At 66.8% G+C, this 12,886-nt stretch carries 15 protein-coding genes; 8 read left to right on the top strand and 7 right to left on the bottom strand.

Annotated features, from left to right (window positions below):
- Genes AC1D2O_RS08845 through AC1D2O_RS08820 form a run of 6 tightly spaced genes read left to right on the top strand, consistent with a single transcriptional unit; the run spans position 1 to position 4,993 of the window.
- The gene (locus AC1D2O_RS08845) at positions 1–579 is read left to right on the top strand and encodes an RBBP9/YdeN family alpha/beta hydrolase (protein WP_478092298.1); all 579 of its coding nucleotides are present in this window, start codon (positions 1–3) and stop codon (positions 577–579) included.
- Complete coding sequence (locus tag AC1D2O_RS08840) at positions 576–1,577, top strand: sulfate ABC transporter substrate-binding protein (protein ID WP_478092297.1); 1,002 nt, start codon at positions 576–578, stop codon at positions 1,575–1,577. Before AC1D2O_RS08845 ends, AC1D2O_RS08840 begins: the two co-directional genes overlap by 4 nt.
- Positions 1,578–2,471 (top strand): sulfate ABC transporter permease subunit CysT, encoded by an 894-nt coding sequence (gene cysT, locus AC1D2O_RS08835; RefSeq protein ID WP_478156744.1) that lies wholly within the window; start codon positions 1,578–1,580, stop codon positions 2,469–2,471.
- On the top strand, positions 2,468–3,364 hold the full coding sequence (cysW, locus tag AC1D2O_RS08830) for a sulfate ABC transporter permease subunit CysW (protein WP_478092293.1): 897 nt from the start codon (positions 2,468–2,470) through the stop codon (positions 3,362–3,364). Before cysT ends, cysW begins: the two co-directional genes overlap by 4 nt.
- Before the next feature lie 13 nt (positions 3,365–3,377).
- Positions 3,378–4,472 carry a sulfate/molybdate ABC transporter ATP-binding protein gene (locus tag AC1D2O_RS08825; RefSeq protein WP_478156742.1) on the top strand — a complete coding sequence of 365 codons (1,095 nt, stop codon included), beginning with the start codon at positions 3,378–3,380 and terminating at the stop codon, positions 4,470–4,472.
- Entirely contained in the window at positions 4,469–4,993 is a 525-nt protein-coding gene (locus tag AC1D2O_RS08820) for a disulfide bond formation protein B (protein ID WP_478090798.1), read from the top strand. Before AC1D2O_RS08825 ends, AC1D2O_RS08820 begins: the two co-directional genes overlap by 4 nt.
- Here AC1D2O_RS08820 and AC1D2O_RS08815 read toward each other — a convergent pair.
- Entirely contained in the window at positions 4,963–5,655 is a 693-nt protein-coding gene (locus tag AC1D2O_RS08815; protein WP_478090797.1) for a P-loop NTPase family protein, read from the bottom strand. The genes AC1D2O_RS08820 and AC1D2O_RS08815 overlap by 31 nt on opposite strands.
- Positions 5,656–5,778: 123 nt before the next feature.
- Here AC1D2O_RS08815 and AC1D2O_RS08810 point away from each other — a divergent pair, with 123 nt between their 5' ends.
- Both AC1D2O_RS08810 and AC1D2O_RS08805 read left to right on the top strand, forming a co-directional pair.
- Positions 5,779–6,174 (top strand): helix-turn-helix domain-containing protein, encoded by a 396-nt coding sequence (locus AC1D2O_RS08810; RefSeq protein WP_478090796.1) that lies wholly within the window; start codon positions 5,779–5,781, stop codon positions 6,172–6,174.
- 31 nt (positions 6,175–6,205) lie between these two features.
- On the top strand, positions 6,206–7,606 hold the full coding sequence (locus AC1D2O_RS08805) for a type II toxin-antitoxin system HipA family toxin (RefSeq protein ID WP_478156740.1): 1,401 nt from the start codon (positions 6,206–6,208) through the stop codon (positions 7,604–7,606).
- Here the strand turns inward: AC1D2O_RS08805 and AC1D2O_RS08800 are convergent.
- The 6 genes from AC1D2O_RS08800 to AC1D2O_RS08775 all read right to left on the bottom strand — a co-directional run bounded on the left by AC1D2O_RS08800 (position 7,590) and on the right by AC1D2O_RS08775 (position 12,721).
- Positions 7,590–8,804: a PP2C family protein-serine/threonine phosphatase gene (locus AC1D2O_RS08800; protein WP_478090794.1), complete on the bottom strand. Its 1,215-nt coding sequence runs from the start codon at positions 8,802–8,804 to the stop codon at positions 7,590–7,592. The genes AC1D2O_RS08805 and AC1D2O_RS08800 overlap by 17 nt on opposite strands.
- Positions 8,805–8,806: 2 nt before the next feature.
- Positions 8,807–9,301, bottom strand: a complete 495-nt coding sequence (locus AC1D2O_RS08795) for a Rab family GTPase (protein ID WP_478090793.1) — start codon at positions 9,299–9,301, stop codon at positions 8,807–8,809.
- Positions 9,302–9,303: 2 nt separating this feature from the next.
- Positions 9,304–11,163, bottom strand: coding sequence for an OmpA family protein (locus AC1D2O_RS08790; RefSeq protein ID WP_478090792.1), 1,860 nt, complete (start codon positions 11,161–11,163; stop codon positions 9,304–9,306).
- Between the two features lie 58 nt (positions 11,164–11,221).
- Entirely contained in the window at positions 11,222–11,782 is a 561-nt protein-coding gene (locus AC1D2O_RS08785; RefSeq protein ID WP_478156738.1) for a hypothetical protein, read from the bottom strand.
- Positions 11,783–11,927: 145 nt separating this feature from the next.
- Positions 11,928–12,365 (bottom strand): ATP-binding protein, encoded by a 438-nt coding sequence (locus AC1D2O_RS08780; protein ID WP_478090790.1) that lies wholly within the window; start codon positions 12,363–12,365, stop codon positions 11,928–11,930.
- Complete coding sequence (locus AC1D2O_RS08775) at positions 12,365–12,721, bottom strand: STAS domain-containing protein (RefSeq protein WP_478090789.1); 357 nt, start codon at positions 12,719–12,721, stop codon at positions 12,365–12,367. Before AC1D2O_RS08775 ends, AC1D2O_RS08780 begins: the two co-directional genes overlap by 1 nt.
- Positions 12,722–12,886 lie beyond the last annotated feature (165 nt).

Raw genomic sequence — 12,886 nt, 5'->3', positions numbered from 1 at the left:
GTGACCAAGCCGACCATTGTCATCGTGCCGGGCTGGCGCGATTCCGGCCCCGGCCATTGGCAGAGCCTCTGGGCCGAGCGCATGCAGGGCGCCGTGCGCGTGGTCCAGGACGACTGGATCACGCCGAGCCGGGCCGCCTGGGTGGGCGCGCTCGAGAGGCTGGTGCTCGAGTGCCCGGGCCCGGTGGTGATCGTCGCCCACAGCCTCGGCTGCATCGCCACCACGCACCTGCCGGAGGCGGCCGCGGCGCGCATCGGCGGCGCGCTGCTGGTGGCGCCGGCCGACCCCGAGCGGCGCGCCGCGCTGACCGATTTCGCTCCCGTGCCTTTCGCCAAGCTGCCCTACCGCAGCATCCTCGTGGCGAGCAGCAACGACCCGTTCTGCCCGGTGCGGCTGGCGGGCGCCTATGCCCGGGCCTGGGGCAGCGAATTCGTTCGGATGCAGAATGCCGGCCACATCAACATCGAATCCGGGCACGGCGACTGGCCTTTGGGCCTGGCGCTGCTCCAATCGCTGACGGACGAGCCGACCACGCTGATGGCCGCCCACCGAAAACTAGAACCTTTCGTGAACCTATGACTTCCAGATTCAAGACCCTCATCGGCACCCTGGTGCTCGCCGCCAGCGGCCTGGCTTGCGCGCAGTCGACGCTGCTCAACGCCTCCTACGACGTCGCGCGCGAGTTCTACAAGGACTACAACCCGGCCTTCGTGGCGCACTACAAGAAGACCACGGGCAAGGACGTCAAGATCGACCAGGCGCACGGCGGCTCCAGCGCCCAGGCGCGCGCGGTCGCCGACGGCCTGGATGCCGATGTGGTGACCATGAACACCTCGACCGACATCGACTTCCTGGCCAACGCGGGCGTGGTCGCCAAGGACTGGCCCAAGCGCTTCCCGTACAACGCATCGCCGACCACTTCGACCATGCTGTTCCTGACCCGCAATGGCAACCCGAAGGGCATCAAGGACTGGGACGACCTGATCAAGCCCGGCGTGCAGGTCGTGGTCGTGAACCCCAAGACCGGTGGCAACGGCCGCTACGCCTATCTCGCGGCCTGGGGCTACGTGAAGAAGAAGGGCGGCACCGACGCCCAGGCGGCCGAGTTCGTCGGCAAGCTGTTCAAGAACGTGCCGATCCTGGCCCGTGGCGGCCGCGACGCGACCACCGCCTTCCTGCAGCGCAGCATCGGCGACGTGCTGATCACCTTCGAATCCGAAGTGCTGTCGATCGACCGCGAGTTCGGTGCGGGCAAGGTCGATGCGGTGTACCCCTCGATCAGCATCCTGGCCGAGAACCCGGTCGCGATCGTCGAGCGCACGGTCAACAAGAAGGGCAGCGGCGAACTCGCCAAGGCCTACCTCGACTACCTGTACTCGGACGAGGGGCAGGAGATTGCAGCCAAGCATGCGCTGCGCCCGCGTTCGGAAGCGGTGCTCAAGAAGAATGCCGCGACTTTCAAGCCGCTACAGCTCTTCACGGTGCAGGAACTGTTCGGCAGCCTCGGCGAAGCGCAGAAGGTGCACTTCAACGACGGCGGGCAGTTCGACAAGCTCTACACGCCCGGCGCCAAATAAATGAGCGGTGCTGCTACTTCGGCGCTGCCGTCCGCGGCGGCGCCGCTCGCGCGCGCAGGCGCTACCGGCGTGTCGCGGCGCGTGCTGCCGGGCTTCCACGTGACGCTCGGCTTCTCGGTGCTCTACCTGAGCCTGATCGTGCTGATCCCGCTGTCGGCGCTGGTGATCAAGACCGTCGGCATGAGCTGGGATCAGTTCTGGGTGGCGGTCACCTCGCCGCGCGTGATGGCCTCGTACCGCCTGACCTTCGGCGCCTCGCTGATCGCGGCCCTGGTGAACCTGGTGTTCGGCCTGCTCGTGGCGTGGGTGCTGGTGCGCTACAAGTTTCCGGGCAAGCGGATCATCGATGCATTGGTCGATCTGCCGTTCGCGCTGCCCACCGCTGTCGCGGGCATCTCGCTGACGGCACTCCTGGCCGGCAACGGATGGGTCGGCCAGTTCCTCGAGCCGCTGGGCATCAAGCTGGCCTTCACGCCCGCGGGCGTGGTGATCGCGCTGATCTTCATCGGGCTGCCGTTCGTGGTGCGCACGGTGCAGCCGGTGCTCGAAGACACCGAAAAGGAACTCGAAGAAGCGGCCACCAGCCTCGGCGCCACCCGGCTGCAGACCTTCACCAAGGTGATCCTGCCCTCGATCACGCCGGCGCTGCTGACCGGATTCGCGATGGCTTTCGCGCGCGCGATCGGCGAATACGGCTCGGTGATCTTCATCGCCGGCAACATGCCGATGATCTCGGAGATCACGCCCTTGATCATCATCGGCAAGCTCGAGCAGTACGACTACGCGGGTGCCACCGCGGTCGCGCTGGTGATGCTGGTGATCTCCTTCGTGCTGCTGCTGGTCATCAACGGGCTGCAGGGCTGGAAGCGGCGCCGCTCGGAGGCCACACAATGAGCGCGTCTTCGAGGACCATCCGCCGCGCGCAGGCCGGCACCACCGAGTCGGCCTGGGTGCGTCGCACCCTGATCGGCGTCGCGCTGGCCTTCATGTTCCTGTTCCTGGTGCTGCCGCTGGCTGCGGTCGCGGCCGAAGCGCTGCGCAAGGGCTTCGGCGCCTACGTCGAGGCGCTGAAGGAGCCCGACGCCTGGAGCGCGATCCGCCTGACCCTGCTCACGGCCGCGATCGCGGTGCCGATGAACCTGGTGTTCGGCGTTGCCGCCGCCTGGGCGATCGCCAAGTTCGAGTTCCGCGGCAAGGCCTTCCTCACGACCCTGGTCGATCTGCCGTTCGCGGTCTCGCCGGTGGTGGCGGGCCTGATCTATGTGCTGGTGTTCGGGGCCCAGGGCTGGTTCGGCCCCTGGCTGCAGGCGCACGACATCAAGATCATCTTCGCGGTGCCCGGCATCGTGCTGGCGACCGTGTTCGTGACCTTCCCGTTCATCGCGCGCGAGCTGATCCCGCTGATGCAGGCCCAGGGCACGGAAGAGGAGCAGGCCGCGATCGTGCTCGGCGCCACCGGCTGGCAGACCTTCTGGCGCGTGACGCTGCCCAACATCAAGTGGGGGCTGCTCTACGGCGTGATCCTGTGCAACGCACGCGCGATGGGCGAGTTCGGCGCGGTGTCGGTGGTGTCGGGCCACATCCGCGGCCAGACCAACACCATGCCGCTGCACGTCGAAGTGCTCTACAACGAATACCAGTCGGTGGCCGCCTTCGCGGTGGCCTCGCTGCTGGCCATCCTGGCGCTCGTCACGCTGGTGATCAAGTCGGTCATCGAATGGCGCCACGAGCGCGAGATGAAGGCGATCGCCGAGCTGCCGCCGGAGCGGCCGACGCCGGCGACCTGAAAAGAGAGAAACCATGAGCATCGAAATCAGAAACGTCAGCAAGCAGTTCGGTGATTTCCACGCCTTGCGCGACGTCAGCCTGGATGTCGCCTCTGGCGAACTGGTCGCGCTGCTGGGGCCTTCGGGCTGCGGCAAGACCACGCTGCTGCGCATCATCGCGGGCCTGGAAACCGCCGGCGCGGGCAGCATCCTGTTCTCGGGCGAGGACACCACCGACGTCCATGTGCGCGAGCGGCAGGTCGGCTTCGTGTTCCAGCACTACGCGCTGTTTCGCCACATGACGGTGTTCGAGAACGTCGCCTTCGGCCTGCGGGTCAAGCCGCGTGGCCAGCGTCCGAGCGAGACGCAGATCAAGGCCAAGGTGCATGAGCTGCTGAAGCTGGTGCAGCTCGACTGGCTGGCCGACCGCTATCCGGCGCAGTTGTCCGGTGGCCAGCGCCAGCGCATCGCGCTGGCCCGGGCGCTGGCGGTCGAGCCCAAGGTGCTGCTGCTCGACGAGCCCTTCGGCGCGCTCGACGCCAAGGTGCGCAAGGAACTGCGCCGCTGGCTGCGCCGCCTGCACGACGAACTGCATGTCACCAGCATTTTCGTCACCCACGACCAGGAAGAGGCGCTCGAGGTGGCCGACCGCGTGGTGCTGATGAACAGCGGCCGCATCGAGCAGGTCGGCTCCCCGCAGGATGTGTGGGACCACCCGGCGAGCCCGTTCGTGTATGGCTTCCTGGGCGACGTCAACCTGTTCCACGGCCGCGCCCACGAGGGCGAGGTGCATGTCGAGGGCATCCGGCTCGACACGCCGGAGCAGCGCGGGCTGCGCGACGGCAAGGCGCTGGCCTACGTGCGGCCGCACGACCTCAGCGTCGAACGCTATGCGCCGGGAGCCAGCGGCATCGTTGCGACCTTGAGCCGGGCGATTGTGGTCGGACCGATCGCGCGCCTGGAACTAGAACCGGTCGAATCGAATCCAGACAATCCAGGGTCCGGAGCCATCATCGAAGCGCAACTCCCTGCGCAACAGTTCCGGGACCTCGGCCTGCACGAGGGCGACAAGGTCGTCGCCACGCCGCGCAAGGCCCGCGTGTTCGTAGAAGATTGGGTTTCACCGTGATCGACTGGTATTTTGGTGCGCCGCGTCGCGCCCTGGCATTGATCTGCATCGCCTGCGTGGCGATGCTCGCCTTCGGCATGTACCTGCAGCATGTGGTCGGCCTCGAGCCGTGCCCGATGTGCATCGTGCAGCGCTATGCGCTGGTGCTGGTGGCAGTCTTTGCCGGCCTGGCGTCGGCCAGCAGCCGCAGGGGCCTGCAGGTCGTGGGCATGCTGCTGGGCCTGGTCATGGCCGTCGGTGGCGCCTACACGGCCGCGCGCCAGAGCTGGCTGCAGTGGCATCCGCCTGAGGTGGTGTCCTGCGGCCGCGACATCTACGGAATGATCGAGACCTTCCCGCTGCAGCGCGCGCTGCCGATGATCTTCCGCGGCGCCGGCGACTGCTCGCAGGTCGACTGGACCTTCCTCGGCCTGTCGATCGCGAACTGGTCCTTCATCGCGTTCACCGGCTTCGCGGTGCTGCTGCTGATCCTGCTGTTGCGTCGCGGGACTCAGAGCGCAAGCGTGTCAAAGGCGGCGTAGGCGGTCGCCAGCCAGGTCTTCACGCGCTGGCGCTCGAGCAGCCCCAGTGCGTGCGGCCCGTCACGGTCGTTGACGGCTTTCCAGAAACTGCTGTTGCGCGCATCGATCTTGCGCATGCTGGCGTCGTGCAGCCGGGGCAGGGCGATGACGCGGGCGCCGTTCGCGGTCGCCTTGCCGAGCGACTGTGAGCCGAGCAGCAGGCCGAAGTCGCTGCCGCGCCCATAGTTCTGCACCACGATGTAGTTCGGGCGGTTGCCGAAGGTGTCGATCAGCGTGCCCAGCAGGTCGCTCGAATCCTTGCCGTCGTCGAGCACGTGCCAGAAATTGACGGCCACGCCCAAGTCGGCGAAGACGTCGAACAGGTCGGACTCCTTGATCCAGCGCGACAGCGGTGCCAGCGTCTGGGCCGCGAGGTCGACGATCACGCTCTGCTGCGGGTTGGTTTCGAAGCCGTTCACCACCGTGTCGAGCCCCTCGAAGCTGTCCACCACCACCGGCGAGGCGAATCCCTCGTAGAAACGGGTGAAGGAACTGTGCGATCGATCGGTATCGAAGCCCACGAAGGGCCGGCTGTGGTCGATGAAGTGCTGCGCCAGTACCCGCGCCGTGACCGACTTGCCGACCCCGCCCTTTTCGCCGCCAATGAAGTTGATGGAGCTCATGTGGTTCCTGCCAGAGTGGGATGAAAACTGAAAATCATTCTAGGGGTCGAGTGGAGCGAGGCGACGCGTGAGCCGCCTCCCGAAAGTTGGTGAATCGCCCAATAAGTTGAGCGGTTTGAAGATATGTTCATCAAAATAGGCAAAGAACTTGGCTTGATATCCAGGTTTGCACAATATGTTTTGCATTCGATTAATATGCATAGCATGTTGCGCATGACGACCCTCGCCGCCATTGGGACCTTCCTGCGCCAGGCGCGCAAGGATCGCGCCATGACCGCTTCGGAACTGGCCCTGAAGGCCGGCATTTCCCGAAACACCCTGGGCGCCCTCGAAGCGGGGCGCGGCAACGTCGAGCTGAACACCTTGCTGGCGCTGCTCAAGTGCCTGCAACTCGAGTTGCAGTTCGTGCCGGAGGCAGTGGCCGACCTGACCCGGTTCGGCGCCGACACCAAATCCACCGGCCTGCAGGACGAGGTGAGCGGCCTGATGCCGAAGCCGCCTCGGCGCGGTGCGTCATGAGCGCCGCAGTGCGAAGCACGAAGGTACTCGCATGAGCGTCGTGCGGTCCTTGCGCATCCGGCTCGGCACCACGGACGTCGGCTCGCTGTTCGGGCTCGACGACGGGCGGGTGTATTTCCGGTTCGACGACGACTATGCGAAGAACCCCGCGCGGCCGGTCCTGTCGCAGCTCTACGTGGTCGCGCCAGCCACTTCGGGGAGCGCCGAAAGGCTGGCCCAGGCCCTCGCAGAGGCCGAGGCCGCCACGGTGGCCCAGTTGCTCGACCCGGCGCTGGACGCCAACCGGGGCGACGGCCAGTTCGGTCTGCCGCCTTTCTTCCAGAATCTGCTGCCCGAAGGCCCTCTGCGCAAACAGCTGATCGGCGACCTGGGCCTGGACGTGAACGATGAACTCGGCTTGCTCGCGGCTTGCGGCGGTGACCTGCCCGGCGACGTCCGGGCCGATGCCGAAACGCTCGATGAGCCCGCGCTGGGCCGGCTGATCGGCCAGGGCCGCGACAGCTACGAAATGAGTTCGGGCCAGGTGCCGACACCCCAGCAGACCTCCATTTCGGGTGTCCAGCCCAAGGTCGCGCTGATATTGGGAAGCCCGGGGCGTTACGTGATGCGCTCGAAGCACTCGGACCAGAAGCACTTCATCGGCAAGCTGCCGACCGGCGAGTACGACCAACTGCCCGAAGTGGAGTACAGCTCGCTGACGCTGGCGGCGGCGGCGGGCGTGAACACCTGCGAGTTCGCGCTGGAACCTTTGTCATCGATCGCCGACCAGTTGCCGTATGCGCTGCAGAAAGACGGCCGGAACTTCCTGCTGGTGTCCCGCTTCGACCGCGACGTCCCGACCCAGACCCGGCGCCTGCACATGGAGGACTTCGCCCAGGTCACGGGCATGCCGTCGGAATACAAGTACCTGGGCACCTACGCGGCAATCGGGCTGCTGCTCAAGCGGCGCTCGGCCAGTGGCGAGGCCGATGTGGCCGAACTCCTGCGCCGCATCAAGGTCTCTGAATTGCTCGGCAACTACGACGCGCATCTGAAGAACTTCAGCCTCGTCTACCCGCGCGGCCAGGCCCGGCCCGAGCTTTCCCCGGCCTATGACATCGTCGCCTATGGCGTGTACTTCGCGGGCTCGGGGCATGGCCTGAAGTTCTTCCCCGAGCAGCCGCCGCGCACGCTGCTGACGCCCAGGACCCTGCGCGAACTCGGCAACGTCTGGGACATTCCCGAGAAGCAGCTGAGCGAGGTCGTGACCCGTTGCGTCGACCAGGCCATGGCGAGCTGGCCCGGCCTGCTGAAGGCGCTGCCCTTGACGGCTGCGCATCGCACCCGGCTCGCCGAGCACATCCAGAGCAATGCGAGCGCGGCGGCGTGGCGCAAGCGCCATCCCGATGCGCCCTGGTTCGACACCTCGGGCGGGCTCAGAGCACCATCTTGAGGATGGTGAAATCGTCCTCGAGCACGCCGGGGCCATGCACCTCGCGCGCCCAGTCCAGAACGCGGTCCAGCTCGGACTGCCCGTCGTCGACCGGCCGGGTGAGAATCTCGAGGAATGCGGAGAACTCCAGCATGGAGCCATCCGGTCTCTTGATCTCGTAGGCGCCGTCGCTGAAGACGAAAAGCCGCGCAGGCGATCGCACGATGCACTGCGCGTCCTGGTAGCTGGCCGCCGGCATGATGCCGATGCAGGGGCCCGATGCTTCCAGGGGCCGGCCCTCCCCGGCGGCTTCACAGGGGCCGCTCACCAGGATGGCCGGAGGATGGCCGGCAGAGGCGTAGCGCAGGCGTCCGCTGGCGCGGTGGTAGACGCCGTACCAGACCGTGGAGAACAGCTCGCCGTAGCGCTCCATCTGGTAGGCCTGGTTGAGCGCGGTGAGCACCTCGCCGGGATTGCGGAAGTCGGTTCTCGGCAGGGCCTCCGAGCGCAGCGTGTCGGCGACCGCCACCGACAGCAGCACCGAGCCCACGCCATGGCCGCAGACGTCGATCAGGTAGAGCGCGAAATGCTCCTCGTCGATCCAGTGGTAGCCGAACGAGTCGCCGCCCAGTTCGGTCGACGGAACGAAGCGCCAGTCGATCACCCAGGGCTGCGACAGCGGCGCCGGCAGCATCGAGCGAACGTAGCGCTCGGCGTCGCGCAGCTCCTGCTGCAACCGGTCGTGGGTACGCTGCAGGTCCTCGCGGGAGGCCGCGAGATCGCGGTGGGCGCGCGTCAGTTCCTGATTGGCCGATTCGAGCTGCGCGATGAGCCTGGCCTCGCGCTGGCTGAGCAAGGTCATGTCATAGGCCTTCTGCTGCACCAGCCGCGCCTCCTCGTATTCCGCCGTCACGTCGAGCAGAAGAACCCAGACGGTGCTGTCATCGGCGAAGAAATGGACGTCCGCCACGCGCCCGCTGGGCATTTCCATGGAGCGGATGAGGAAGGGGGTCTCCGCCAGCGGCAGCAGGCCTTCGAGGAACGGGATCTGGTCGCTGGCAAGGACGCCGACCTGGAGGCCCTCCAGGCCGTAGTGCGCCAGGTGCCCGCCGGCCTGCGTCAGCTTCTGCGAGCCATCGATGACCAGATGCGCGAGAACCCGCTGCGCATGGAGCAGCAGGAGCAGCGAGTCGGAAATCCGCGTCGGCAGGTCGAGCATGGCTATCGCGCCAGGCGCGCCGCCAGTTCCTGGAAGGTCTCCTCGACGCCCATGCCCGTCTTGGCACTGGTGCGGCGAAAGGCCCAGCCTGCCGCCTCGAGGCGCTCGATCCGTTCCGGTGGGAGCGTCCAATCCTCCTCGAGGTCCGCCTTGTTGAGCAGGGCGACGAAGGGAACGTCGCCGACCTCCGCGCCGACCCGCGCCTGGATCGACACCGCGGTGTCCAGGGTTTCGGGCCGCGTGCCATCCACCACCAGGAGATAGCCGGCCGCGCCGCGCAGGTAGCTCACCCGGACGGCCGAGACCTCGTCCTCGCCGGCGATGTCCCACAGGATCAGCGCCACCTGCTCGGTGCCGATGGTCAGCAGCTTCTTGTCGATCTTCACCCCGACCGTGGTGAGGTAGGCATCCGAGAAGATGGTGTCGACGAAGCGGCGTACCAGGCTGGTCTTTCCTACGCCGAAAGCGCCGAGCAGACAGATCTTCTTTTGCAGCATGGTCAGTCGCCGGTGCTGACGCCGAAGGACACGCGCCGGTTCATCGACAGCTCATCCTCGCTGGCGCCGGGGCGCAGCGGCTCCAGCGGGCCGGCGCCACGCACGGCGAGCAAGGTCGGATCCACGCCGCGGGCCCGCAGCATGGAGCGCACGACCTCCGCGCGGCCCACGCTGAGGGCCAGGTTGGACGTGTCCTTGCCGGTCGCATCGGCGTGGCCGACGATCGTCACCTTCACCGGGAACCCCTGGGTGCGCGCCACCTGCACCAGCTCGCGCATGTCGGCGGCCACGGCGTCGAGCTTGCCTTCCTGGTCCGCCGCGGGCCGAGGGACGCTGAAATCGAAGTGAATGAGCTGGGCCTGAATGGCGTCGCGCAGCCGAACGTAGTCCGGATCCTGCACGTCCTGGAGGGCGCTGAGATCGACCTTCGGAGCGCCGGCAGGAAGAGTCGATGTGAAGGCCCGCGCCTTGTCCATCCAGCGTTGGGGCGCACTGCCGGTGGCCCGAATGCCGCTCGCGTCCTGTGACAGGCTGACGGTCGGCGGCGGATTCAGGGTCGCTTGCAGCCGTTTCAGAATGATGGCCGGATGCAGCGCCTGGTAGGGTTCCCAGCGGCCGACGACGCGCGCCGGGTCCAGGCGGGCCTGACCCAGCAGCGCTTCCGGCTGCGTCGCCAGCGGGTCGCGCAGCCCGGACACCAGCCACTTCCCGTCGCGGCGCTCGGCGCCCGTCACGACGATGCCGGGCTGGTCCTGCAGCGCCGCGACATAGGCGTCGACGCGCTGGCGTTCGATGATCCGTTGGGACATCCAGTAGCCCAGCGCCAGCAGCAGCGCCAGCAGGGCCAGCCAGAACAGCGGGGTCAGCTTCTTCCGCGTCTCGGCTTCCTGGGAGATCAGGCAGGGCTGCAGCCGTTGCCCCACATCGGAGAAGGGGTCGACGTCGCCGTTGAACGCTTCGAGCGGCGTGCGCCAGTCGGCGTGTACGGCCGCCAGCGCCTCGCCCAGGCGGGTACGCAGCATCGCAGGCGGACTGCCGTGGATCACGGCGGCGAGAAAGGCCGACGGACCTTCCTCGCACCACAGCAGCAAGTCGCCCAGGCGCAGGCTGTCGATGCTGCGGCCGCTCGTGGCGCCGCTCCCTGCCTCGTCGAACGAATCGCGCACGAAATCCTGGATCGCGGAGAGCATTGCCGAGACCAGTTGCGGATCGCGCGTCGTCGCGTCCTCCCTGGCCACATGCGCCAGCAGCAGGCCGGTCTTGCGATGGACCAGGAAGAGGTGTTCGACCCGGTACACGGCCGTGTGCTTGAGCACCACGTCCGCGAAGGTGCTCCCGCTGCGCCATGCCTCGATGCGCCACTTGAGGCCGCGCCAGGAAAAGCTGTGCTTGAGCGCCTGATTGAGCGATTGAAGCGTGCCCTCGAGGGTCTCGGCGATGGCCTTGCGAATCGCCGGTCCCATGACGGGATACAGGATATCGACCATGGTGCCCGGGTTCTTCTGAATGGACGCCTGGGTGGCACGCTCGACGGTCGGCGCGATCGCGTGGCCGAGGCGCTCGTCCTGCGTCGCCAGCACGAAGGCGGCGGGGAGCACGGCGCCCACCGCATCGGCGAACTCGCGCGGATCGTCGAACTTTTGCTGCAATCTCGCCAGCGCCACCTGCTCGCGTTCCATCAGCACGCCGCGCAGCGCGTCCATCCGCGGATCGGCCTCCAGGCGGCTCGGAAGCGTCGCGGCCACGTCCGGATTGACGCACCGGGCCAACTCCAGAAGAAGGCCGGCGAGTCGCCTGTTCGTCTCCTCTTCGGAAGCGCTGCCGGGCGCGCGCGTCGCGGTCAGCGACAGGCGCGCGTTCACCGCGCCCCCACCCCGGCATCGCGTCGCGCGAGCAGACCTGGTGCGCTTGCTGCGCGATTCAACCGCGCTCGCCGGCGTTGACGCCCTTGGGCGATACGTCCTGATTCAGGCATTTGGCGATCTCGACAAACAGACCGGCGAGCAGATTGCGATCGGTCTTGACGTTGCTGAGTTCGGCGAACATCCGCTCGGTGGTGGCGCGCTGGTCGTCCTGGCGCCGGCGCATCTCTTCGCGCAAGGCCTGAACCTCGTGGCTCAGGCGATCCGTGAAGTCGCGCTCCTGGCGTGCGAGCTGGTCGGAAACCTGGGCGAGGCGCTTTTCCAGCGCCTGGGTGTGATCCCGCAGGCTGCGCTCCAGCTCCTTGTCGGCATCGGCACGCAGGTCCTTTTCCTCGCGGAACTGGCCGGCCACCGATTCCAGCTGTTTCTTGATCGTGCCTTCAAGGCTGCTCAGGCTGCGGGACGACTCCGCTTCCAGGTCGCGCATCCTTTGCTGAAAGCGCTCCTCGAGAATGGAAAAGCGCTTGTCGTAATCCTGCATCTGGTTGCCGAACAGCAACTCGCGCATCTTGTCGACCCCGGATGTCTCGCCTGCGCCGTTCGGTTGGCTGGCGAGCACCGCCTGGGCCGCCAGCGCGGTTTGCGCATCGATGCTCGGTATGGATTTGGCTGCAGTTCCCATCGACATATCTCCTCGGTTGTGAATTGAAGGGTGCCGACGTGGACATCGGCGCCGCGATGCGAATGTGGGGTGTCGAGCCTGGTCAGGGTGGGGCGGTCGCCCGGAAAAGGAGCGTCAGGCAATTGCGGCCGTCTGCATGGCGGTAACGCACGCCATCGGAGAAGCGCCGCACGATGGGGATGCCCCAGCCGCCGATTCGCGCGTCCTGGATGCTGGTGGGTGGCCTGGGTTCCGGGACCTTTTGCGGATCGAACTCGCTTCCCTCGTCCTCGACTTCCAGGGCCACGTCTTCGCCTTGCCAACCCAGGCGCAGGAAGATGCTCTGAGCGCCACTGGTGCAGGCGTGGGTCATGATGTTCGTGACCACCTCGGTCGAGCAAAGATCGAGGTTCAGTGCGACCCGTGCCGGAAGCCGTTGGCCCTCGGCCCAGTCGTGCACCCAGGCGCTGACGCGCGAGAGTTCGCGCAGCTCGCTACCGACGATGAGGGATGCCTGCGGTTCCCCGTCCGAGGAGGCCATCAGCGACTCCCGGCTCCCGCCATCAGCGCGCTGCAGGCGGTATCGACGTCGGGGTACACCGGAATGATCGTATCGATGCCTGCCATCTTGAGCACCTCCGCCACAAGGGGCTGCGGGCTGGCCAAGGCCATCACGCCGCCGCGCAACGACTGGGCCCTCGCATTGACGACGAGGGTGCGAATGCCGATGGATGCCAGGAACGACACTTCGGACAGATCGACGACGGCGAGAAGCTTTCGGGTCGACACCAGCGCGGACAAGCGCACGTTGATGTCATGCCCGCCAATGCTGTCCATGCGCCCGACCAGACTGATCTTTTCGACGCCGTCGGCCAGTTGCTCGCTTCTCAGGTCCATACGCTCTCCGCAGTGCGATATCGATGGGTTCTGAATCGGTCCTCTTCTTGTTCGTAAAACAAAACAAAAGCGGTTTGCGAGCAACAAGTAGAACCTTTTTCTAGCTTACGCCCAAATTGCAACCGCGTCGACAACCCGCCATCCCCTGGCCAATGGATGGCCCCC

The organism is Variovorax sp. P1_G12, assembly GCF_056405555.1.
This window is presented reverse-complemented; position numbering and strand designations above follow the sequence as displayed.

Excerpts from the sequence above, each read along its gene's own strand:
- AC1D2O_RS08815 (WP_478090797.1), bottom strand. The coding sequence starts at position 5,655 with ATGAGCTCCATCAACTTCATTGGCGGCGAAAAGGGCGGGGTCGGCAAG.
- AC1D2O_RS08810 (WP_478090796.1), top strand. The coding sequence starts at position 5,779 with ATGTTCATCAAAATAGGCAAAGAACTTGGCTTGATATCCAGGTTTGCA.
- AC1D2O_RS08775 (WP_478090789.1), bottom strand. The coding sequence starts at position 12,721 with ATGGACCTGAGAAGCGAGCAACTGGCCGACGGCGTCGAAAAGATCAGT.
- AC1D2O_RS08800 (WP_478090794.1), bottom strand. The coding sequence starts at position 8,804 with ATGCTCGACCTGCCGACGCGGATTTCCGACTCGCTGCTCCTGCTGCTC.
- AC1D2O_RS08825 (WP_478156742.1), top strand. The coding sequence starts at position 3,378 with ATGAGCATCGAAATCAGAAACGTCAGCAAGCAGTTCGGTGATTTCCAC.
- cysT (WP_478156744.1), top strand. The coding sequence starts at position 1,578 with ATGAGCGGTGCTGCTACTTCGGCGCTGCCGTCCGCGGCGGCGCCGCTC.
- AC1D2O_RS08805 (WP_478156740.1), top strand. The coding sequence starts at position 6,206 with ATGAGCGTCGTGCGGTCCTTGCGCATCCGGCTCGGCACCACGGACGTC.
- AC1D2O_RS08795 (WP_478090793.1), bottom strand. The coding sequence starts at position 9,301 with ATGCTGCAAAAGAAGATCTGTCTGCTCGGCGCTTTCGGCGTAGGAAAG.
- AC1D2O_RS08840 (WP_478092297.1), top strand. The coding sequence starts at position 576 with ATGACTTCCAGATTCAAGACCCTCATCGGCACCCTGGTGCTCGCCGCC.
- cysW (WP_478092293.1), top strand. The coding sequence starts at position 2,468 with ATGAGCGCGTCTTCGAGGACCATCCGCCGCGCGCAGGCCGGCACCACC.
- AC1D2O_RS08780 (WP_478090790.1), bottom strand. The coding sequence starts at position 12,365 with ATGGCCTCCTCGGACGGGGAACCGCAGGCATCCCTCATCGTCGGTAGC.